Source organism: Chitinophaga sp. ARDCPP14 (assembly GCF_051362515.1).
Classification (GTDB): Bacteria; Bacteroidota; Bacteroidia; order Chitinophagales; family Chitinophagaceae; genus Chitinophaga.
Genome location: NZ_JBKIXB010000002.1, coordinates 212,942 through 235,175 on the forward strand (window position 1 = coordinate 212,942; position 22,234 = coordinate 235,175).

Annotated in this window: 24 protein-coding genes; 8 read left to right on the forward strand and 16 right to left on the reverse strand. The window is 46.1% G+C overall.

The features are described 5' to 3' along the window. The first annotated feature begins 10 nt into the window (after nt 1-10). Together ACLHR0_RS05415 and ACLHR0_RS05420 are read left to right on the forward strand one after the other, a co-directional pair. A complete protein-coding gene (locus ACLHR0_RS05415) occupies nt 11-1,069 on the forward strand; it encodes a response regulator (protein ID WP_436485210.1) in 1,059 nt (352 codons plus the stop codon). An 80-nt stretch (nt 1,070-1,149) separates the two neighbouring features. Next, nucleotides 1,150-1,734 carry a 2'-5' RNA ligase family protein gene (locus ACLHR0_RS05420; RefSeq protein ID WP_436485212.1) on the forward strand — a complete coding sequence of 195 codons (585 nt, stop codon included), beginning with the start codon at nt 1,150-1,152 and terminating at the stop codon, nt 1,732-1,734. Here ACLHR0_RS05420 and ACLHR0_RS05425 read toward each other — a convergent pair. The 5 genes from ACLHR0_RS05425 to ACLHR0_RS05445 all read right to left on the reverse strand — a co-directional run bounded on the left by ACLHR0_RS05425 (nt 1,731) and on the right by ACLHR0_RS05445 (nt 5,046). Continuing rightward, a complete protein-coding gene (locus ACLHR0_RS05425; protein ID WP_429042376.1) occupies nt 1,731-2,054 on the reverse strand; it encodes a hypothetical protein in 324 nt (107 codons plus the stop codon). The genes ACLHR0_RS05420 and ACLHR0_RS05425 overlap by 4 nt on opposite strands. Before the next feature lie 68 nt (nt 2,055-2,122). Continuing rightward, entirely contained in the window at nt 2,123-2,470 is a 348-nt protein-coding gene (locus ACLHR0_RS05430; protein WP_370908500.1) for a hypothetical protein, read from the reverse strand. Nucleotides 2,471-2,481: 11 nt separating this feature from the next. Next, nucleotides 2,482-3,234 carry an SDR family oxidoreductase gene (locus tag ACLHR0_RS05435; RefSeq protein ID WP_429042380.1) on the reverse strand — a complete coding sequence of 251 codons (753 nt, stop codon included), beginning with the start codon at nt 3,232-3,234 and terminating at the stop codon, nt 2,482-2,484. A gap of 44 nt (nt 3,235-3,278) precedes the next feature. After that, nucleotides 3,279-4,019: an SDR family oxidoreductase gene (locus ACLHR0_RS05440; protein ID WP_436485215.1), complete on the reverse strand. Its 741-nt coding sequence runs from the start codon at nt 4,017-4,019 to the stop codon at nt 3,279-3,281. A gap of 85 nt (nt 4,020-4,104) precedes the next feature. Further along, nucleotides 4,105-5,046 carry a helix-turn-helix domain-containing protein gene (locus tag ACLHR0_RS05445; protein ID WP_436485217.1) on the reverse strand — a complete coding sequence of 314 codons (942 nt, stop codon included), beginning with the start codon at nt 5,044-5,046 and terminating at the stop codon, nt 4,105-4,107. 97 nt (nt 5,047-5,143) lie between these two features. Between ACLHR0_RS05445 and ACLHR0_RS05450 the strand changes: the two genes are divergently transcribed. Beyond that, the gene (locus tag ACLHR0_RS05450; protein WP_436485219.1) at nt 5,144-7,105 is read left to right on the forward strand and encodes a hypothetical protein; all 1,962 of its coding nucleotides are present in this window, start codon (nt 5,144-5,146) and stop codon (nt 7,103-7,105) included. Nucleotides 7,106-7,157: 52 nt separating this feature from the next. Here the strand turns inward: ACLHR0_RS05450 and ACLHR0_RS05455 are convergent, their stop codons facing one another. Together ACLHR0_RS05455 and ACLHR0_RS05460 are read right to left on the reverse strand one after the other, a co-directional pair. Beyond that, entirely contained in the window at nt 7,158-8,102 is a 945-nt protein-coding gene (locus ACLHR0_RS05455) for a polysaccharide deacetylase family protein (protein WP_436485221.1), read from the reverse strand. After that, on the reverse strand, nt 8,102-8,500 hold the full coding sequence (locus ACLHR0_RS05460; RefSeq protein ID WP_436485223.1) for a DoxX family membrane protein: 399 nt from the start codon (nt 8,498-8,500) through the stop codon (nt 8,102-8,104). Before ACLHR0_RS05460 ends, ACLHR0_RS05455 begins: the two co-directional genes overlap by 1 nt. Nucleotides 8,501-8,586: 86 nt before the next feature. On the opposite strand from ACLHR0_RS05460, the gene ACLHR0_RS05465 reads away from it, so the two are divergent. Next, nucleotides 8,587-9,432, forward strand: a complete 846-nt coding sequence (locus ACLHR0_RS05465) for an AraC family transcriptional regulator (protein ID WP_429042391.1) — start codon at nt 8,587-8,589, stop codon at nt 9,430-9,432. Nucleotides 9,433-9,491: 59 nt separating this feature from the next. Here ACLHR0_RS05465 and ACLHR0_RS05470 read toward each other — a convergent pair whose 3' ends face one another. Next, nucleotides 9,492-9,773, reverse strand: a complete 282-nt coding sequence (locus ACLHR0_RS05470; RefSeq protein ID WP_325639671.1) for a hypothetical protein — start codon at nt 9,771-9,773, stop codon at nt 9,492-9,494. Nucleotides 9,774-9,919: 146 nt separating this feature from the next. Here ACLHR0_RS05470 and ACLHR0_RS05475 point away from each other — a divergent pair, with 146 nt between their 5' ends. Beyond that, on the forward strand, nt 9,920-10,507 hold the full coding sequence (locus ACLHR0_RS05475; protein ID WP_370908508.1) for an SMI1/KNR4 family protein: 588 nt from the start codon (nt 9,920-9,922) through the stop codon (nt 10,505-10,507). On the opposite strand, the gene ACLHR0_RS05480 is transcribed toward ACLHR0_RS05475, so the two are convergent. Continuing rightward, complete coding sequence (locus ACLHR0_RS05480; RefSeq protein ID WP_436485227.1) at nt 10,495-11,493, reverse strand: AraC family transcriptional regulator; 999 nt, start codon at nt 11,491-11,493, stop codon at nt 10,495-10,497. The genes ACLHR0_RS05475 and ACLHR0_RS05480 overlap by 13 nt on opposite strands. A 142-nt stretch (nt 11,494-11,635) precedes the next feature. On the opposite strand from ACLHR0_RS05480, the gene ACLHR0_RS05485 reads away from it, so the two are divergent. The 3 genes from ACLHR0_RS05485 to ACLHR0_RS05495 all read left to right on the forward strand — a co-directional run bounded on the left by ACLHR0_RS05485 (nt 11,636) and on the right by ACLHR0_RS05495 (nt 13,201). Beyond that, entirely contained in the window at nt 11,636-12,031 is a 396-nt protein-coding gene (locus ACLHR0_RS05485) for a nuclear transport factor 2 family protein (protein WP_436485229.1), read from the forward strand. Nucleotides 12,032-12,439: 408 nt separating this feature from the next. Continuing rightward, the gene (locus ACLHR0_RS05490; protein ID WP_370908511.1) at nt 12,440-12,733 is read left to right on the forward strand and encodes a hypothetical protein; all 294 of its coding nucleotides are present in this window, start codon (nt 12,440-12,442) and stop codon (nt 12,731-12,733) included. 141 nt (nt 12,734-12,874) lie between these two features. Then, nucleotides 12,875-13,201, forward strand: a complete 327-nt coding sequence (locus tag ACLHR0_RS05495) for a hypothetical protein (RefSeq protein ID WP_429042403.1) — start codon at nt 12,875-12,877, stop codon at nt 13,199-13,201. A 4-nt stretch (nt 13,202-13,205) separates the two neighbouring features. On the opposite strand, the gene ACLHR0_RS05500 is transcribed toward ACLHR0_RS05495, so the two are convergent. The 7 genes from ACLHR0_RS05500 to ACLHR0_RS05530 all read right to left on the reverse strand — a co-directional run bounded on the left by ACLHR0_RS05500 (nt 13,206) and on the right by ACLHR0_RS05530 (nt 21,870). After that, nucleotides 13,206-14,426, reverse strand: coding sequence for an ABC transporter permease (locus ACLHR0_RS05500; RefSeq protein WP_370908513.1), 1,221 nt, complete (start codon nt 14,424-14,426; stop codon nt 13,206-13,208). A 12-nt stretch (nt 14,427-14,438) separates the two neighbouring features. Further along, nucleotides 14,439-15,188, reverse strand: coding sequence for an ABC transporter ATP-binding protein (locus ACLHR0_RS05505; protein ID WP_436485232.1), 750 nt, complete (start codon nt 15,186-15,188; stop codon nt 14,439-14,441). Further along, complete coding sequence (locus ACLHR0_RS05510; protein ID WP_436485234.1) at nt 15,185-16,417, reverse strand: efflux RND transporter periplasmic adaptor subunit; 1,233 nt, start codon at nt 16,415-16,417, stop codon at nt 15,185-15,187. The genes ACLHR0_RS05505 and ACLHR0_RS05510 overlap by 4 nt, the downstream gene beginning before the upstream one ends. Before the next feature lie 14 nt (nt 16,418-16,431). Next, a complete protein-coding gene (locus ACLHR0_RS05515) occupies nt 16,432-17,727 on the reverse strand; it encodes a TolC family protein (RefSeq protein ID WP_429042413.1) in 1,296 nt (431 codons plus the stop codon). 261 nt (nt 17,728-17,988) lie between these two features. Next, nucleotides 17,989-18,450 carry a DUF983 domain-containing protein gene (locus ACLHR0_RS05520; RefSeq protein ID WP_436485235.1) on the reverse strand — a complete coding sequence of 154 codons (462 nt, stop codon included), beginning with the start codon at nt 18,448-18,450 and terminating at the stop codon, nt 17,989-17,991. Nucleotides 18,451-18,464: 14 nt separating this feature from the next. After that, nucleotides 18,465-19,343 carry an AraC family transcriptional regulator gene (locus tag ACLHR0_RS05525; protein ID WP_436485237.1) on the reverse strand — a complete coding sequence of 293 codons (879 nt, stop codon included), beginning with the start codon at nt 19,341-19,343 and terminating at the stop codon, nt 18,465-18,467. A 130-nt stretch (nt 19,344-19,473) separates the two neighbouring features. Then, entirely contained in the window at nt 19,474-21,870 is a 2,397-nt protein-coding gene (locus tag ACLHR0_RS05530) for a prolyl oligopeptidase family serine peptidase (RefSeq protein WP_436485239.1), read from the reverse strand. Between the last annotated feature and the right edge of the window lie 364 nt (nt 21,871-22,234).

Below are 22,234 nucleotides of genomic sequence, written 5' to 3' on the forward strand. Positions count from 1 at the left end.
TGGTTTCTACGTGAAAAAGATATTAATTATAGAAGATAATATTGAAATCCGTGAAAATATCGCGGAGATACTTGAACTGGCCAGTTATTCCACCCTTACCGCAGAGAACGGAAAGGAAGGCATGGAAATGGCCATTGCGCAATTACCAGACCTGATCATCTGCGATATTATGATGCCGGTACTGGACGGATATGGGGTATTGCACATGCTTCATAAAAATAAACGCTTAAGGAATACACCTTTCATTTTCCTTTCCGCGAAGTCAGAAAAACCAGAAATCCGGAAAGGGATGGAAATGGGAGGAGATGATTACATCACTAAACCCTTTAATACTACAGAGCTTCTAAAAGCCGTAGCCTGCCGGTTGAAAAAAGCGGAACAGATCAGCAAGGAATTACCTCCTACCCCCAAAGGCCTGAATACGCTTATTCAAACAGCGGCCAATAAAGACAGCCAGGAATCCATAAAAGAGGATAGTAATGTGCAGAAGTATAAAAAGAAACAGGAGGTGTACCTGGAAGGTCATCGTCCCTCTTCCCTTTATTATATCATGAAGGGGAAAATCCGCACCTACAAACGAAATGACGAAGGAAAAGAACTGGTGATCGGTTTATATAATGAAGGTGATTTCCTGGGATATACTGCCTTACTGGAACAGCGGGTTTATAATGAAAACGCAGAAGTGCTGGAAGATGCGGAGCTGGTGATCATTCCCCGGGAAGACTTTGAATCCCTCCTTTTTAATAATTTAGGCATCCTGCACAAGTTCATACAATTGCTTTCCCGAAACGTTACAGAAAAGGAAGAACAATTACTGGGGATCGCATATAACTCTCTTAGAAAAAAAGTTTCTACAGCTTTATTATCCTTATATAAGAAATATAATTCTTCTGAAAATGCCAATTACAGTATTGATATGAGCAGGGATAGTCTCGCAGCCCTGACGGGTGTAGCTAAGGAATCATTGATCCGTACACTGGGTGATTTCAGGGATGAAAAACTCATTTCTATTAAAGAAGGGCTCATTTTTGTCCTTAACAGGAAGAAACTGGAGTTAATTTTAAACTGACGACTTTTCATTTATTTTGCTCTCAATAGCAAACTCCAATGCTTGCCCAACCAATCCTGCACCTATTTTGTTATTAAGTTATGCCACGTCGCCATAACCCTGATCAACTGACCTTATTTCCGCTGAATGCCGTTCCTACCACGATGGTATCCTACGCAGTTATTATTTCGCCACCCCGTAACATAATGGATCATGTCAAATTCCTGGAGAATAAAGTTTATGATCTGCTCCCGCAGGTAAAACACGGACAATATTCAAAAGCACATATCTCCCTGCTGAAATTAACATCAGAAGAGAATGACACCTCGATCATCAACCTCGTCAAAAATGCCGTATCAGCTTTATCTTCCTTTGAAGTTCAGTTGAATGGATGCAACATTTTTCCACATGGATACACTTCCGACTCACTGGTTTTACAGATCGGTAATCCCCAGCCAATAATTGATGTCCATAAATCCTTGTTTAAAGCGCTTAAGCGGAAAACACCAAAGATGACACCACACATGACTATAGTAAAAGAAGTACCGCATAATAAGCTCCGCAAAACAGATCTCTCCGCATTCGATTATCACAATTCCTTTCTATGCACAAAAATTACTATTCTAAAGAAAATGGCTGGTGATAAACAGTATGATAAACTCTTTGAAGTATGTCTATCCGATTAATAATTCGCTTGCCCAATATCCAGCCGGTTAATTCTCCCGTCCTTATCGATATGAAACTTAAAATAAGTTTTAAAATCTCCCCATTGATCGCTGTGAAACAGGCCATACACATCCATTCCGTTATTCTCTACTTTATCGATACTTGTAAAGCGTTCATGTCCAATGGCTTTCTGCCAGAAGGATTTAAAATCCATTTTATTTCCATCGTCAAACAGTTCTGCTTTATCAGCAAATAAGGCAAACCATGTTTTACTGTCGTTTGTTTGCAGGGCGTTGATCGCCTGTTTCACCGTGGCATGCGTGAGTTTATCTGTATTCATGGTAGGACTTTTTTGCTGCGCAAAGAGTACTGGTGACAGAAAGCCGATAATGGCCAATAACAACATCTTCATTTTGCGAGCGGATGCTGCAAATAAATGATAACAAGATTCAGGAGGAAGAAAGGCACCTCGATAGCAGCACCTTTCACATCACGGCCATACAAAGAAAAGCAGATAATCATCAGGATCGTTGCGGCCATGAGGAAGTTACCCAACAAAAATGTTCTGGGAAACAGGATCATTAAAGCACTCAACACCGTTACCACTCCATTGATGATGATGGCTGTTTTACTAAAGTGCCACCGGCTGAACATTGTAATCATTTCCGGCTTCTGGCCAATCATTGCCAGGCCTTGTTTCAGGCCCATGAATACAGTAAAAATGATCAGGACGGCATTGAGTACTTTAAGTACCATAATAATAGATTTTAGTTGGTGGCGCCTCCGTTCACCAACAGGTGCTGACCGGAAACAAAAGAGGATAAATCGCTGGCAAAAAACTCAGCCAGGTTAGCTACGTCTTCCACTTCTGCGAGTCTTCCCATTGGACAACTATCCAGTAATTGTTTTCTTAGTGCAGGATAAGCCGCCGGGTCGGCAAAAATGCCGGAATGATCTACCGCAAAAGGGATAATCGAATTTACGGTAATTCCTTTATGTCCTATTTCTTTCGACAAAATATCTACCAGGTATCTCGGGGTGGTTTTACTTCCGCCGTAAACCGCCATACCGGGTACCGGGAAGGAGGTAGTACTGGATGCGATATAAATGATACGGCCATTATTTTCAACATGTTTTGCTGCCTGCTGCATGGTAAAGTAAGTTCCTTTTGTGTTGATGGAAAATACTTTATCAAACTGCTCTTCTGTAAACTCTGTTACCGGCACTTCCACCATTTCAATACCCGCATTGGCCACCACGATATCTATCTTACCAAAAGCCTCTTTTGCTGTTGCAAACAGTTTTTCCAGATCAGCTACTTTGCTCACATCTGCCTGTACAGCAATTACGCGGGCGCCCATAGCGGTAATGTTGCTTACCACTTCATCTGCAGACGCTTTGTCTTTTGAGTAGTTAACCACTACATCCGCACCTAAAGCGGCATACCGTTCTGCAATGGCTTTACCTAATCCCCTGGCTGATCCTGTAATCAGCGCTACTTTATTTTTTAAGCTGTTCATGATATTATATTTAATACTTTTTTAGAAAGAAGGACACTTTATCCTCAGGCCATACCGCCATTTACACCAATATTCTGGGCGTTGATCCATTTGGCGTCGTCACCTGCGAGGAATACTACTACCTGTGCAATATCATCCGGTTCGCCAATACGGTTAAAGGCTGAAAGGGAAGCCAGTCGCGCGATCACTTCTTCTGATTTACCATTCGTAAATAATTCGGTATTGGTAGGGCCGGGAGAAACGGAGTTTACATTGATACCCCTGGCGCCTACTTCTTTGGAGAACACGCGGGTGAGCTGTTCCACTGCTGCTTTGGTGGCCACATAGGTGCCATATGCAGGCAGCATAATACGGTTTACAGAAGTGGAGAAGTTAATGATACTGCCTTTGTCGGCCAGGCGGGTAGCGGCCTCCCTCATGGTATTGAAGGTGCCTCTTACATTAATGTCAAACTGACGGGTAAAATCTTCATCGGTGGTATCTTTAATCAGTTTGGTGATCATGATGCCGGCGTTATTCACCAGTACATCGATACGGCCATAATGCGCGATAGCGGCGTCAAACAGGGCTTTTACCTCGTCGCTTTTGCTTACATCTGCCTGCAGTGCGATGGCATCGCCACCCTGTTGCCTGATGTGTTCCACCACCTGCTGCGCGGCATCTTTACCACCGGCATAGTTAACGATTACTTTTGCGCCTGCGGCCGCCAGTTGGCCGGCCATTGTAGCGCCAATACCTCTTGAAGAACCGGTAACCAGGATGATCTTATCTTTTAGCGTGCTCATATTTTTGTGTTTTATTTTGATAACACAAAGATGAGCCAACCGTTGCCCTGAAAAGTATAAGAATTACACTAATAGTTACAAATATCTAAGATGCATGTTGCTTTCTGTATGAAACGGGAGAAATACCGGTTTGCTTCTTAAAATAATTGCTGAAATGAGTGGATTCTGTAAAGCCCAGTTGAGCGGCGATTTGTTTGATAGACGCAGGGGAATGTTGCAGCAATGTACGGGCTTCGGTGATCGTTTTCTCTGTAATCCAGGTACTTATGGGCTTTCCGGTTTTACTTTTAATCACATTGCTCAGGTAATTGGGATGCAGGTGTTGTGCATCGGCATAATCCTGTACCCTGAATACCTTATCTGCCTTCCCGCTTACCAGGTCGCGGTAGTGCTGCTCCAGGGTTCTCTTAAACTGTTTTACAATCTGTGAGCTGCGGTTGCCTTCATATATAGGGTTATAATCTTCCCAGAAATATTCTTTGATCTTCAGCAGCAGCACCACAAACAGGTTCCCTATCATCCGCGTTCTGTACGTAGACGAGGAAAAATACTCCTTTTCTATCTGCAGATACAATTGTTCAAACTCCGCAAACACTTCCGGCTGCAATGTCCTGGGCGGTACGGTTTCCGCCAGGAGAAAAGGAAATTCCTCAAAAATCTTCTGGTGTACATTTTCCTTCAGAAAAGATTCACTGAGTGTAATCAGGTGTACATCGTTAATTTCCTGCCATTCAAAAGATTTAAAATGACCCGGATTAGTAAAATAAATAGTTCCGGGAGAAGTGTTAAAAGTTTGCTCATCGGTGGTATACCTGCCAATAGCATCTTTCACAAAAACAAAAGAAAAGAAATTAGTCCGGTATACGATGGAAGTATAAGGCAGCTCAAAATGGATGTCCTTCAGGTTATGAATGGTAAAGGCGGTTTTGGCGTCGATGCTGTCCACCGGTAAACCCTGGTAAATATACTGATCCAGCAGGGTATTGAATATAATCCTTTCCTCCTGGCGTGCTTTCTTTTCTGGCATTCGATGTTAGGTTGCTTTATGTGAAGTTAAATAAAAAGATTCTCCTCATCTTTATGTGAATTTTCCCTTATTTCGTCATCATACTTTCAAAGCTCCCATGAAACTACTATACCTGTTTCTGATTTTTACCTTGCTAACAGTACCGCTTAGCGCGCAGCTTCCCGGCAACCCGGTCTATTTTAAGAGCGGCGCCCAGAAGCTGGGTGTGAGTTCGTGCGAACAACTAATTATCACCTCAAGAGCCGGAGAAATTGTAATGGCTGATTCTATTCAGGGCTATTGGAGGTCCGTACTGGTGAACACAAACCCGAAAAAACCCATTACACGATTAAATATTGAACGTGCCACCTTCTTCAACCGCGATACAGGGTTTATTTCCGGCTTCATCGCCGGCAGTTCCGGTAAATATGATATTATTTACCGCACCACTGATTTTGGAAAAAGCTGGACAGTCGTGGATGTCGGGAAAAGTGGTTGGATGGATGGTGCGTCATGGCTCGATAACGGTGAAGCATGGTTAACCGTTTCCGGCAACGGCATTGTTCATACCGCCGATTTCGGCGCTACATGGGATGGCATGAACCTCCCCGGATGGGGAAATAGTCAACGCTACGACCAGTTGTTCTTTACTACCGGGCATGAGGGAATTACCGGCTCTGTATGGAACATACTCGCGCTATTCCATCCGGAAACTGCCTCCTGGGAAAAAATCCCTACTCCACTGGACCAAAAAGCATATGCCAAAACCAACATCGCGAGCAGGCCATCTATAGCTGGCGTAGCCATTTATAAAGATTATCTGTTAGCTAACCAGGAAGGTTTGGTCTTCTACAGCCGGAAAGATTCGGTCAACTGGATACCATTGCCCGACTATGACAATTTTTATACAGATGCCGCCAATACAGCGCTTTATTTTCATGGAAGCAATGGCCAGTTTGTTAAAGCAGATGATCAATTGCAGCCGGTATTCAATTACAATACCGCTGAAACCTACTACGATGCAGTTTGCAAAAATACGAGCCTGTTTATTTTATACCGAGGCAGAATGATGCAGTTAAAAGCTGACCGGCAAGTTATTACGGCCAATATGTATACTATGGATACCACTGTTGCCGAACCGGAAATGATTGGCTCTTCGGGCAAGGAAAATTTTGGCATACTGGGAAATGAAATCCTGGTTCAAAAAGGTAAAGACGATTCATGGAAACATTACCTGACCTTGCCTATATCTGCCGGAAATATTGCCGGCATCAGTATGAGTAATTCCGTTATAAAATGTAATAGCAAAAATGATTCGCTCTATACTTACAACATCAGCACCCGAAGCGAAGCAATGAAATCCAATACCGATATCATCCGCGACTTCTGTATGGCAGGAATCAAAACTATTACTTTTACAAGTGGCAGCCAGGGCTGCGATCAACAAACTTACGGCAAACTCATGTTCCGGAAAACCAAGGGAGGATTTGAAGCGGTAGAAGCTCCTTCTTCCAGTACCTATTCCTCACAAATGATTACTGACGTGTCTTTTATAGATGAAGCACCGGTACTTAATTTCATTAACAATATCCCGTCATTACCAGGCAAACAAACCACCATTCAGCAATTGAATTTTTCAGAAGAGGATTACGCACAATGCAAAAGTGATATCCTTACTTTTAAGCGGGATATCAACAACAATAAACTAAACATCTATGCGAACAATCTCAACTTTGAAAAATTGCTGTCAATAGTGGACAGCGTAAAAAATATCGATCCGGCGCTGCTTAACAATATGTTGCTTAATATGGAAGACATAGTCAGCACTACCAGCTTCACAAAAGGTCTGATACTGGTAAATCAGAAAGATGAGGTGATGAGCCTTTACCATGGCTATTATGAAACTTACAATCCCTGGCTGTTCCCCTGGAGGTTTCATATAAATGGTGTTCATGGAATGAGTAATGCTATTGAAATTTCTGAATTTATCCGCAAAGTATATCCCTCCTTTCTATCGCGGCCTGATAAAATAACGGCTTTGCGCACGATCGTAAAAAACCTTTATATGATAGCAAAGTAATACTGCAACAAAATAGACGGGCATGAAGCCCGTTTATTTTGTTGCAGTATTGCTACTCCCTGATCGTATTCTTGTCCGCCAGTGCCATCTTAGCAATATCATCTTTCCTTTTAAACGTTACGCCGGCATGCTTTTTCATATAGGCAAACAACTCGCTGGTAGCTTTTACCATTTGCGGGGTACCGCCTATCCTGTCGTGAAAACTGATAGACATCATGCGTTTTCGCCGGGCAGATTCTTCGTACAACTGATCGAATTCCATCTTTATCTGTTGCAGGAACTGATCAGTAGAAAACCACTGGCCTGCTACCAGCTGGATATCATTACAACGTAAGGTATATGGTACTACTACAAAGTCGCTGCCGTTCACTTCAGTGATAAAAGGTTCATCACGGCTCAGGTCATCGATATGATACAGGAAGCCCAGTTCCTGCAGGATATTGAGGGTATTATCGCCCCGGCGCAGCCAGTTGGCGTTGTAGCCTACCGGCGTTACGCCGGTGGCCTTTCTTACTGCTTCCACGCCATCGCTGATAAACTGTTTTTCTTCTTCATAGGACAGCATGTATTGCGACGACCAGTCGCGGCCATGTGCGGCTGCCTCATGCCCGCGCTGCACAATCTCTTTCGCAAGGGCCGGATGCTTTTCCACCGCGCTGCCAACCATATGGGAGGTTACTTTTATGCCGTGTTTGTCCCAGTTATCCAGCATGCGGGGAATGCCTTCCTTGAAGCCATACTCGTACCATGTAGTGGCAGGAAGGTCTTTATAGCCTTTGAGCATATTCTGAGGAAAAGGGCTTTCGGGCCTGTCTGGCTGGCCGCCGGCTTCAAACTGCATAGATACTGATACTACGAGGCGCGAGCCATCTGCCCATCCGGCGCCGGATTTGGCTGTTGGAGTGGCTTTCGCCTGTGCCAATACCGTTCCGGGCAGTACCATACCGGCTAAACCTGCGAGGCCGGCTGTTTTCAGGAATTCTTTTCTTGTAGCCATTATTTTTTAATAAGATGATCAACTGCAATTGTGTTGTATTGGATAAAAGCCAGCAGTACGGCGAAGAAGACGGCATGGATCAGTTGGGAGGGCAATGCTTCCCAGTTTTCTATCATGGCAGTGCCAAATATCAGGAGCACCATTACTACACCCCCGCCAATAAGGGAAGCACGGGTAAATAACCCCAGCAGGAGCAGCAGCCCGATTATAAATTCGGCGATAGGCAAAGCATAGCTGAAAGGCACTACCAGCAAGTCGGGCAACATGGATTTTTCAAAGCTTTTTACCATCCAGGCGCTGAAGCCATTTAATTTAGGGAGCCTTACCAGGCCGTGACCGAACATGCTGGCAGCTACCGCCAGCCGGAGCAACAGAAATACGATAGGGTTGTTTTCCATTTGTTTGATTTTTTGTGACACAAAGATCAGCCGGAACCCGGGAAATAATTTGTACTTTTTTAGGATCATTCTGTACTTTTGCAGGTATGCTACAAGAGAATTTATATCAGCCTTTTGAGATAGAATACCGGGAATGTACAGAATGCCCGATAGATCCGCATAAACATAACTTTTTTGAACTGGTGTATATTGTGGAAGGCAGTGGGATGCAGTGTGTGAATAAGAACCAGCTGCCGTACAGCCCGGGGAAACTGTTCCTGGTAATGCCGCAGGACTGCCACTCATTTGACGTGCAGGAATCTACTAAATTCTTCTTTATCCGCTTTAATAACATCTACCTTCAAAATCAGCATAAAGACTGGATACAGCAACTGGAATTTATTTTTCAGAATCACAACCATATGCCGGGATGTATCTTAAAAAATAAAAATGATAAACCGCTGGTAAAAGCATTGGTAGAGGCGCTGATCCGCGAGCTGGTAAACCAGCAGCCCTATCACCGGGAAATGGCCCAGCAAATTGTAAATACCATGATCATGGTGATTGCACGGAATATACTGCTGCAAATGCCGGAACAGCCCAAACATCCTGCGAAACAGGATGCTTCCATGAATATATTGCACTATATACACGAAAATATTTACACGCCTGAAAAGCTGCGGGCAGAGCAGATTGCAGCCCACTTTAATATCTCGCCCACTTATCTGAGTGAATATTTTAAACGTAACAATGGCGACAGCCTCCAGCAATACATTACCCAGTACAAACTGAAGCTGGTGGAAACACGGCTGCAGTACAGCAGTATGCGGGTAGGGGAAATTGCGGATGAACTGGGCTTTACAGATGAAAGTCACCTGAACAGGATGTTTAAAAAGTATAAAGGTGTAAACCCTTCTGCTTACCGGAAAGAACTGCAGCTGCACGCTAACTGACGGGCATAAAAAAGCGCCCGCAGTATGCGGACGCCTTTTTACAATACCTTTTCCTGTTACTATTCTTCGTCCTCTTCTTCTTCTCCATCATCTTCCAGCCACTCCATGTAAGAGTAGTACCAGTCTTCCAGCTGTTCCAGCAGTTCCTGTTTCTTTTCCGGAGCGCTTTTATAGAATTCCTCTACATTATCGATTTCATGAATGATATCGATGTAGGCAGTTTCTTCATCTTCTTCTACCCGTTTGGCAAAGAAGCGGGGTTTCTCGGTATGAAAAATATATTCATTTTCCGGATCTGTTACAGGATCGTCTGCAATCAGAAATTTAGGTAGCTGTGCCATAAAGGAGTTATTTACTTTTAATGATGTTGTACTCTTTTCAAGAGCTACAAAATTATTGATAATTAGCTTATAAAAAACATGCAGTGGGAATGAATAAATTTATTGATTAAATTTCACATCTTTATAGTCGTTAAAACCCATACCATATGCAGCAATATTGGCTAAGATGGGAGAACTGGATGCAGCAGCACGCCCCCAGACTGCTTAACATCCTCCATCCCGGCGTTACTTTTGAGGCGGTGGAATCTCTTGAAAAACTAATAGGAACGGCCATGCCGGCCTCTTTTAAAGCATTTTATGCTATTCACAACGGACAGCAGAAAGCCAGGGCCGGGCTCGTAGATGCGGATCAGCTGTTAAGCGTGGAAGACATCACCACCCAATGGCATCACTGGAAAGACCTGCTGGATGCCGGAACTTTCAATTATCACGAAGAACCCGTGCTCTCCACACCTGATACCGGCATAAAAAACGATTGGTGGAATCCTTTATGGATCCCTTTTACCGGCGACGGCTTTGGTAACCACCTGTGTATCGACCTGGACCCCGCACCGGAAGGCAAGCACGGACAAGTGATCACGTTCTGGCATGACGACAGTCACCGCGCCATTGTAGCCGGTTCTTTTGAAGAATGGCTGCAGGATTATCTCACTGCCCTCGAAAAGGGAGAATATATTTTTGTGAAGAAATGGGGAATCGTGCACAAAGACACCTTCCTGAACTACAACGATTGATTATACTGTACCGGCGAACTGCCCGTCCACCGCTTAAAAGCCCTTGTAAAAGCACTTAACTCATTATAACCAAGCATCCAGGAAACATCTTTCAAAGGGTAATTACCGGACGAAATATAATACACCGCCAGTGAATGCCGCACCGCATCTGCAATATCCTGGTATTTTACACCCTCCTCTTTCAGCTTACGCTGCAAACTCCGGGGACTCATATTGAAATTGGCCGCCATGTCGTTCAGCGACGACACGCCGAGGTATGAATTCGCCAGCAGGTAATTATAGATCCTGTTTTGTAAAGTTTTGTGCTGACCTGCTGTTTGGGGTAAACTGCTTACCTTCTGCAACAACAGGTTCTGAAGCTCATAATTAGCCGTTAACAGTGGCTCATCCCAATACCTGCTGTCAAATACCAATGCATACTCTCCTGCCCGTTTCGACGGCTTACAACGAAAAACACGCTCATATTCAGCAGGGTCCGGAACCGTGTAGGCCAGCCGCGCTGCCTGCGGGACTATTTTTTCCAGCAGCAGGCCATCCAGTTCATGAATCACCATCATCAATAAAAGATCTATCAATTGCCGGAAAGCATAGGGTGGCGCTGCGCCATAATCAACCGCCGGCAGCAGCCGCACCGTAAAGTTTTTAGCGGTACGCGTTACTTCCATCCGGCACTCGTCCGTTACCAGGTGCGTTAGCGCTGCAGCGTGAGTTAAGGCCTCCCCAACGGTAGCGCTGCTCCGGATTATTTCTCCCACCACCCCCAGGGCAGCAGGTTGCAGGGACTCGCCAAAGTGCAACCCAAACAACGGATCGTTGGTTAACCGGCCCGCATTCAGCCACAAATCCTGCAGCTGTTGTACAGTTACCGGCACTGCATGACTCCTTTTCAATGCCGCCAGGTCAATACCCGCCAGCTTACAAAGCTGTGCAGCATCTACATCCCGCTGTACAGCATACGCGATAATACTCAATACCAGCTGTTTCATATAGCAAAGGTATTTCGTCCGGTGTTTACAAAAATCATCCTGTCGCTAAATGGTAAGTAATTGTCGTGTAAAGGTAAATGATAAAGGGGTGGCAGATGGTAGCTTTGCATTATCAATTCATCAACAACTAAAAAAGTATACAATGGAACAACAAACACTGCAGGTAGTAACAGATTTTGTAAATGCCGTACAACAGGTAAACCTTGAAAAACTAGGCGCACTGCTACATCCCGAAATAAACTGGGAACAACCGGGCAACAACCGCTTCTCCGGCACTAAAAAATCCAGCGGGGAAGTATTCCAGATGGTAGGCGGTATGTTTGAGGTATCACAGAATACCATGTCACTCGCTGCCATCAAAACCATTGCAGTACACGGCGACCAGGCATCTGTAGTACTTACCTGGAAAGCATCCCGGCCGGGAGCGGAACTGCATACAGATAACGTAGACGTATATACGGTGAAAGATGGTAAAATTGTGGCAGCGAAAATATATGCGGAAGATATCCAGCACGAAAATACTTTCTGGGGCAATTAAATTACAATTCAACACGGGCAACACCTTCCGGACCACGGGCAGTCTGGAGGGTGTTTTTTTGTGCAAATAATTCTCCCGCTGTTACGGATAACAGTCATTTTTTAGCATCAACTAATAAGGAGAAATCAACTATCGTTTAGATAATAGCTACGCGTTACTTTAATTCTCCCCGTGAGGTGTAGGAACAGATAGATACAGACCTTCGACTACTTCACAGGCAGAGGGTTTACCGTAAATGAATATACGAAATTTAAATGATCCCGCCACGGGAAATTCCCCGGTATGTACCAGCAATGCGGTAAAAAACACATTTATAAAAAACTGTATTACAATAACAAACCAAGTGGCACTATTGTTGAATAATAACCAGCGTCAGGCAATCATTTTTAAAAATAAAAAAGTAATAACATGAAAACTCCAAAACTTCTGATAGCTGCGGCCATCGGCGTAGCAGTAACACTGGCCGGTCAGCATGCATTTGCACAGGGAATCGACAGCACTGCAAAAAAAGTGGGAAATAAAACAGCCTCTATCGCTGTTAAAGGAGCCTCCACCATTACAGATAAAACCTTTAAAGGCAAGGAAGGCCCCAACGGGGAAACCGTTTATATTGACAGAAAAGACAGGAAATACATTGTAGATGGAAAAGGTAAGAAAGTGTATCTGAAGAAATCACAGATACATGATAAGAAAAAAGACTAAATCTACACTGCCATAAAGTAAGCCGGCCAGGGAAACCTGCCGGCTTTTTTATTGCCACAAAAAACAGTAATGGAAGATAATTCCATGACAACAAGCCCGATATTTGTTACGTATATTCATATTGCCATTAAATACCCACTTATGCAACTGAAACCAGGCACCTGTTACAAGGTAAATACCAGGACCATTGCAGCGCTGCAGCAATTTGGTGAATACGAGTTTGTAGTAGCCGTTATTCACGCCAACGATACCTCCGACAGCGTGGTTTTTGAACTTAAAAAACTGCTGGGACACTACAGCACCGAACAGGAAATAGCCACCCGCCAGGCCATTGAAACTCATGCCGATGGTTTCTCACTGGAAGATATCACCGGGCATCAACTTAACCTGCTACAATTTGAAAGGGAAAGCGCTTTTATAAAATGGATCGCAGAAGGCATTGCGGTGCCGTACGACTGTAACGCGTAAATAATTACTCGTAACGCAACGCTTCAATAGGATCCAGCCGGGAGGCCGCCTGCGCCGGATAGTAACCAAAAAACACCCCGGTAAAGGCGCATACCACAAAGGAAAGTATAATAGAAGACTCCGACACCAGCGTAGGCCAGCCAAGCGTGAGCGTAATTACCTTGGCAGAAGTAATCCCCAACACCACCCCTATTAAACCACCCGTTACGCTGATAATAATTGCCTCTACCAGGAATTGCAATAAAATATCAATGCCCCGCGCGCCGATAGACATGCGCAGCCCTATTTCCCGGGTGCGTTCCGTTACTGATACATACATGATGTTCATGATACCAATGCCCCCAATCACCAGTGAAATACCGGCAATAGCGGTCAACAGGATAGTAAGCAGGCTGGTAGTGGAACTCAGCGTTTTTATCAGTTCCTCCATGGTCCTCACCTGGAAATTATTTTCATCGGCAGGACGCAAACGGTGTGTTGTTCTGAGTATATCTATAATTTCATTGGTAGCCTGCTCTGAAGCGCCTTCGCTTACCGCGGAAGCATAAATACTCTGGAAATAAATGGTCGCCAGGATACGTTTTTGCACAGTGGTGTAAGGCGTCAGGATGATATCATCCTGGTCCTGCCCGAAAGAGCTCTGTCCTTTCGGCGCCAGCGTGCCTATTACCTGCAATGGAATGGAACCCAGGCGGATTACTTTTCCTACAGGACTCTCTCCACTGGGAAACAGGTTGTTGATCACCGTTTGCCCCAATACACACACTTTCGCAGCAGTAGCCACATCTGCATCGGAAAAACTGATGCCATCATTCACCGTAAGCTTGCGGATATCAAAATAAGAAGGGGCCACGCCCTGCAGGGATGTAGGCCAGTTCAGCGCGCCGTAAATAGCCTGCCCTTTGGTAGACGCTACCGGCGACACCGCGCTTACATATTCCGCATTCTTTTGTATCGCTAATACATCTGTGATAGTAAGCGACTGAAAGCTTTCTCCTCCTATCCTCACCCCACCGGCTACGTTGCTGCTTGGCAAAATGGTGATCATGTTAGAGCCCATGCTGCTCAACTGCGACTGGATACTTTCTTTCGAGCCCTGCCCGATGGCCACCATCGCAATAACAGCGGCCACACCGATGATGATTCCCAGCATCGTGAGGAATGCCCGCAGCTTATTGCGCTGCAATGCCTTTAACGCTATCATTATGAGATTGACTGCACTCATGCTTTCGCTGAATTAATAATCTTCGGCCGGAGGCAATGATGCCAGTGCTTCCTTCGCCGAGCGTATGTTTTCATTCTTGCTGTCTTTCACCACTTTTCCATCCCGCAACATCACCGTTCTGCTGCTGAAGGCCGCTATATCCGGTTCATGTGTAACAAATACAATCGTTTTGCCTTCCTGGTTAAGGTCCTGCATCAGGGCCATAATTTCGTAAGAAGTACGGGTATCCAGGTTGCCGGTGGCCTCATCTGCCAGGATCATGACCGGCTGATTGACCAACGCCCTGGCAATAGCTACCCTTTGTTGCTGCCCGCCGGAAAGCTGGCTGGGCGTATGATCTTCCCTGTCGGCCAGTTTCACCGCCTGGAGCGCCCCCAGCGCCCTGTTACGCCGCTCCTGCACAGATAACTCGGGGTTGTAAAACAACGGCAGCTCCACATTTTCCAATGCAGAGGTACGCGGTAACAGGTTGTATGCCTGGAACACAAATCCAATTTTATGATTCCGTAACCGGGCCAGTTCATTGCGCGACAGGTTACTCACATTCACGCCATCCAGCAGGTAACTCCCCGACGTAGGTTTATCGAGGCAGCCGAGAATATTCAGCAACGTGGTTTTCCCCGAACCGCTGCTTCCCATAATCGTCACAAATTCGCCTGCAAACACATCAAAAGACACGCCTTTCAATGCGCGGACCGTTTCAGTCCCCATCACAAACTCACGCTTGACCTGCTGTAGCTCCAATATTTTGCTGCTGCTCATCGTCTTCGCCCTCCCATTTTTGGTAAAAACGGACTGGTATTTCCTCCCGCGGCCGCCACGGCTCCCCCGGCGCTGACGCCCGTTACCACCACATCATTTTCGTTTAGCCCTGAGAGTACTTCAATATGCGTATTGTCGTTTAGTCCTGTTCTTACATGTTTTTGCACCAGCGTATCACCGCGTAATATCCATACATAATTGGAGGAACCTATACGCGTGGTGCTTTTAAACTTACCACCCGTAGTATCCTTTGTTTGAGCGGGGTTACGGGTTCTCCTCACGGCGCTTTGTATCACATAATCCTTTAGCTGTACTGAGTCGGGAATAAATTTAAGTGCCTTTACGGGCAGCAGCAGCGCGGAGTCTTTTTCCGCGGTATAAATCGTAACGTTGGCCGTCATACCCGGTTTCAGCTTCCTGTTATCATTCGGTGCGTTAATAATCGTATTGTAGGTAACCACGTTGGAAGACACCGATGGCTGCAGCCTGATTTCCTGGACACTTCCGGCAAAAATATCTTCCAGGTAAGCATCTACGGTGAAGGTTACACGAAGTGAGTCTTTTACATTGCCGATATCTGCTTCGTCTACGCTGGCTTCTACCTGCATCTTGGTGATATCCTTGGCGATTACAAACAAGGTAGGCGTATTGAAACTGGCGGCCACGGTTTGTCCTACGCTTACATTCCGGTTCAGTACCACCCCGTCGATCGGTGAATGGATTTCTGTAAAAGAGAAATTCTTTAATGCCGAATTCAGCTGGGCGGTTACGCTGGCCACATTTGCTTTGGCCTGCCCTATCTGGTTGGCAGCAATATCGTGGTCGGCTTTGCTGATGGCGCCGGTTTTATACAACAATTCCTGCCGCTGGAAATTATTCCTCTGGTATTCCAGGTTGGTTTGCGCTACCTGTACATTGGCCCGCAGCTGATCTACCTGTGCCTGGAAAAGATCTTTATCCAGTTCCGCCAGCAGTTGTCCTTTTTTCACCTGGGTGTTAAAGTCCACGTATAAATATTTGAGCGTGCCGGACACCTGGGTACCCACCGCTACCGTATCTACCGGCTGTATAGTACCGGTAGCGGTTACGGTAGTGGCTATGTGCCCGTATTCCGGTTTGGCGGTATCAAACCTGACCGGTTCTTTTTTCTTCCTGATAAAGAAAAACCAGATCGCCACCAGCAGCAGTACGATCACCACCGTTATGATAACACCTTTATATTTTCTCATACCTCAATTTACATTTATAGTTTTACCGGTATGCCCCTGTAAAAATCATATATCCTGATGTTCAGAGCAGCATTGTATTTCGCCTGTATATAAGATTGTAATGCCTGTATATATAAATTCTTCTGCTGAAGAAAAACCACGATATTGGCAGCGCCCACTTTTAATTGTTCGCTGGCAATCCGGTAACCTTCCTGTGAATATTTTAACTGCTCCACGGCAGCATCGTACTGCGACTGCGCATTGAGCACATCTATATATGACTGTTCTATCGTTTGGGTAAGATTTGTTTTGGTATCCTGCAACACCAGCTTCGACTGATCCACCTCTATTTTTGCTTTTTCCACATTGGTTTTCACGACCCGCCGGGTGAAGATGGGAACAGATAAAGTGAGCCCTATCTGCTGATAAAAATTATTATCCATTTGCTTGAAATAAGCGCTGTTGGCTCCTCCGCTAACATAAGAAGATCCTAATGCGCCTCCGGCTGTAAGCGTAGGCAAATACCCGGCCCGCGCCTTTGCCAGGTCCAGGTCCGATACCTGGATGCCGAGTTCACTGCTTTTAATTTCCGGCCTGTTGGCCAGTGCAGAGTCCTGTACTTCCTGTAAGGCATACAGCCGCGTGTTGGTGATCAGTGTATCCGGCTCCTGGATTTCAAAATCATAGCTGCTGGGCAGTTGCAACAGTTGTTTCAGCACCAGCTTGTTCTGCCTGTGCTGGTTTTCGGCGGTTACCAGCAGGTAACGGTCGTTCGACAGCTGCGCCTTTAACTGCACCAGTCCTATCAGGGCAATGCTGCCCACATCATATTGTTGTTGTCCCTGCTTCACCTGCGCTTCAGAGGTGGCTACCACGTCCTGCACATATACAATGTTTTCCTTTGCCAGCAGGATATTCAGATAGGCTTGTGTAATCAGTACCGTGATATCATTTACCTGCTGGGCAATATTCAGTCCTGCCATCTGCGTGAGCAGGTTCTTCTGCTTAATATCATTATTAAGATATCCGCCCTGGAAAAGGGTAACGTTGGAATTAACGCCATAATTACCGGTGGTATTTACCCGGTAAGAAGAATTGCCGGTAGCGGTAACAGATTTGCCGCCATTAAGATCCTGGGAAACGGACCCCGTAAGATTAGGCAGCTTGGCCGCACGCGACAGCAGCAGATCCTGGTCACTGCTCATTTTGCTCAGGCGCAGGCTGTTTAACTGGATATTGTTTTTCAGCGCATAATCGAAACACTGTTGTAAAGTCCACTGTGCGGGGAGCTGCTGCACGGTGCTATCCTGTGCGTTCAGCCTGGGTGTCACTGACAACAAAAAAATAAAAATGAATAGAAATCTTCCGGGCTGTCTGAAAAACATCATCGTATAATCATTGATGTTAGTAAAGGCTACAACTGGAATAAGGGGCCAAATAGTAATACAAGATAACGAATTATGATGGTATTAATAAACGAAAAACGGACCCATAGAAAGATAATAACGGATAACTCGTCCGTTTGTTCTCTCCATAGATCCGTAAATTACCATCTCCGTCCTATCGGTTTCTTTGCCTGGTTTGCCGGCCTGTTATACAGCGTTCTTAAAAGTTGCGTTTGACCGGCCCGTTCCCTGCGGAGGGCCCTGGTGCCAGTTTTCATCGTAGTATACAAAAAAGGCCATCCAGATGGTACGGGACCATCGCATCAGCAGGGGTTGCAGGATTAGCAGCAACAGGGCGTTTACCCCAAGCCACCAGAAAATCCGGTTATCGTAAATGGAGAAGCCGATGAACAGCCACCAGGCAATGAGGCTGGCCACGCACACCGCAATGGACAGTGCATAGCTCACATAGCCGGTACCGTAGTAAAAGCCTACTTCCACTTCCACCGGCTGACCGCATACCGGGCAAACATCGGGCATCTTTAAGCAGTTTTTCAGGTCGTAGGGATTTGGGGTAGTATAGATAGATCCCCTTCTGCAACGGGCGCACTTGTTCCCCAACAGGCTTTTCAGCAGGCTGGGTTTTACATTATTTTTATCTGCACACATATAATGAAGATTTATCAGGAAATATGTTTCCGGAACTCTTCCGGTGTTGTTCCTGCGTATTTTTTAAAAAACTTCGTGAAGTAAGAATTGTCCGCAAAACTGAGCTGGTAGGCAATAGTGGCAATACTCATATCGGCATTGATCAATAACCGTTTTGCTTCCAGCAGTACGCGGTCGCGGATAATTTCCCCGGCCGATTTTCCCAGCATATGCCGGCAAAAGGCATTGAGATAATTAGGTGTTACATACAGCAGGGCGGCATATTCTTTCGGCAACCGCAGCTGCATATAATGCTGTTCCACCAGCTTGCGGAAATTGCGCAGCAGCACATAATTATGCGGCAATTCCTGACGGGTTTCCCCCTGCCTGCTGGCGCGGCTTACGGCAATAAACATTCCCAGGACCTGTAACCGCAGCATATCCTGGCTGTAAGCCTGGTCACCTTTCATTTCTTTCAGCATGCCTTCAAACTGCGCGGTTACAACGGGGATAGCGGCTTTAGGCAACTGTACTACTCCTTCTGCGCTTACCCCGCTGAAAAAAGGAAACCGTTCCACGTAATCAGCATCCTGCAGGAAGGCATTAAAAAAACCGGCAGATACATTCATTACGTAACCTTCTATCCCGCCGGAAAAAAACCAGCTGTGTACCTGGCCGGGTACCATAAAATATAATTGTCCGGGCTTTACCGGGAATTTTTCAAAGTCGATCGTATGACTTCCACCCCCGGCAGTAAAAAATGCCAGATGATAAAATGAATGCCGGTGAGGAAAATGAATATCCCGGTGTGCTGCCAGGTAATCGGAAAACCTGGCCACCAGTATATCTTCCGATGCCGGCTTTCCCATAGCCAGGGAACAGATATCGTATGTTGGAATGAGCGCCTTTGACATGATGCAACAAAGGTACAAAGGAAGTAAGAACGGGGGTTGTGGTATTAGGGGCTTTAATGGTACTTTTTACTTATCGTAATAATTTCTGTGATGATCCGGGCGGATCATCACAGAAATTACGGGGTAATATTTATTGTTTTACATATTTCATCAGCCATTCGTCCATTTCCCACAGCATATGCAGGATACTTTCCTTAGCGGCATAGCCGTGGCTTTCCTGCGGCAGGAATACCAGGCGCGCCGTGCCGCCATTGCCTTTAATGGCGTTATACAGTCGCTCGCTTTGGATAGGGAATGTGCCGGAGTTATTATCGGCTTCCCCGTGAATCAGGAGAATGGGCGTTTTCAGCTTATCTGCATAAGAGAAAGGCGACATTTTATAATACACTTCCGGCGCCTGCCAGTAAGTGCGTTGTTCGTTCTGGAATCCGAATGGCGTTAATGTACGGTTATAAGCGCCGCTGCGGGAAATACCTGCTCTAAACAGGTTCGTATGTGCGAGCAGGTTAGATGTCATAAAGGCGCCGTAAGAATGGCCACCAACTGCTATACGGTCCTTATCACCCACGCCTATTTCCGTGATCTTGTTCACGGCGGCTTCCGCATTCATCACCAGCTGATCGATAAAAGTATCATTTGGTTCTTTATCTCCTTCACCCACAATAGGCATTTCGGTAGCATCCATTACCGCAAAACCGCGGGTTACCCAAAAAATAGGCGAGCCATAGTTTACGCGGGTAAACCTGTAGGCAGAACCACGTACCTGGGCGGCATCGCTGGCAGATTTGTATTCACGTGGATAAGCCCACATCAGCACCGGCAGGCGGCCATCTTTGGCAGGGTCGTAACCTTCCGGCAGGTATAACATAGCGGTGAGGTCCACCCCATCTTTGCGTTTGTATTTCAGCAGTTGTTTCTGCACGCCTTTCAGTTGTGGCTGTGGATGCGGAAATGCAGTAAGCGCCACGGATGATTTCTTTTTCAGGTTTTGCAGGTAGTAGTTTACGGGAGATGAAACCGATTCGCGTGCTATCACTACCACGAGTTTGGCAGGATCAATCACATCGGCCACCTGTTCGTAATAAGGTGCAGCGGAGCGCCACAGGATATTTTGTTTGCCGTTATTTAAATTAAAGGAAGACAGGAACGGGCGGTCTCCTTCAGGAGAAGCGCCTGGCGCCGTCATCAGCAATTCATGTGAAGGCGACACGTATAAAACAGCCCTGTTGTATTGGTTCTTTATTGTTACAGGTGTGCCCGGATCGTTATACCGGTCGTTTTCAGAACGATCGATCAGCGTAACCGGCGCCTGCGAAGGGTTTGCAGGGTTTATGCGGCTTACCTTTATTTTCTGTTGCGTGCTGTTGGCGTCATACACCAGTGCCAGCTGGTCATTTGCCCAGCTGATACCCGCGAAGCGGTTCACGGTTTTCACCAATTCCTGCGGTGCTGCGCTGAATGGAGCGGCCAGGGTATTTACTACATCGCGGAAAGGCACTTCCTTTTTAGGATCGCCGCCATCGAGGGCCTGTACCCACCAGATAGTGGCTGGTGCGTCGTTACGCCAGGAGAAGAAACGGGGGTAATTGCTGGTAGCATCAAAACCTTTGGGCCGTACCTCATCCAGCGGGTTGCTGGCGAGTTTCTTTACCAGTTCGCCATTCATTTTCCATATTTCCACTTCCGTGGGGAAACGGTGGGCGCCTACCAGGTAAGAATATGGGCGGTGCAGGCTTTCCATCAGCAGGTATTGATTATCCGGCGATGGAGCGGCGGTGATGTAAATAGCGGGTTTACCGATTACCTGTTCGCCGCTGGCGCCTATAATCACCGGTTCGGATTGAAAGTAATAATCGAACAGCTGTTCGTCGTATGGATTTTTCAGCATGTCCTGGTAAGTGGCTGCCGGCGCTGCTTTACCGGAAGTTTGTTGTACGGTGGGGCCTGCGGGCGCAAGGGGTTTTTCCGGTGCTTTGCCAATAGCGGCGGGTACTGCCAGTGCCAGGATGCGGTTATCATCGATCCAGGTAAATGCCGGGCCTGCAATGTCGTTGAGGGCACGTGTACTTTGCTGTTTGGCGGCGCCGGTAGCAACATCCGCTTTCCATAAGGTAATGCGGTTGTTGTCTGTAATGGTGAAGGCAATACTTTTCTGCGATGGCGACCAGCTGATATTGCCAATACGCGCATTGGCAGGCAGGCCGGTGACGGCGTATTCGCTGTTGCCCTTAATATTTTTAATACGGATAGCTGTAATGTAACCTGCGCGGCTTGGCCCGAAGTTAGCAGGGTTAATACGTGTTCCTGCCAGCCTGTATTCCGGTTGCGATAATTCTTCAATAGTTGGGTAACTGGTTCGCTCCATGATCAGCATCACATCTCCTTTGCTGCTAAAGTCTGTTGATGGCGAAGGAGCTGCCATCGCCAGTTCCAGGATACTCTTTGGGGGAGTCTGGTACTTCAGCGCATCCTGCGCATAGGCATGGAAGGTGATGAATAAGGATAATGACAGTATTAATTTTCTCATATAGCAGATAATGTTTATAAGCAATCCGGGCAAAATAAACTTATTGCCACAGTTTGCAAAGCAGAAAATGATGAATGAAAGTAGGGTAAACTTTAACCAGGATTAACGGGCAGGCGTGTAAACCTTTTTCAGGACTTAGCCGGGGTGGAAGTGTATGGGGAGTGTATGGGGAGTGTATGGGGAGTGTATGAGGAGTGTATCATGAGTGTATGAGAAGTGTATGGGAAGTGTATAGGGACTATAAGGAGAGTATATGGGGACTATAGGGGGAGTATATGGGGACTATAGGGGGACTATATGGGGAGTACGACACATACGCTACTCCTAAGTAACTGAGAAGTATCCGAGAAGTATCCCAGAAGTA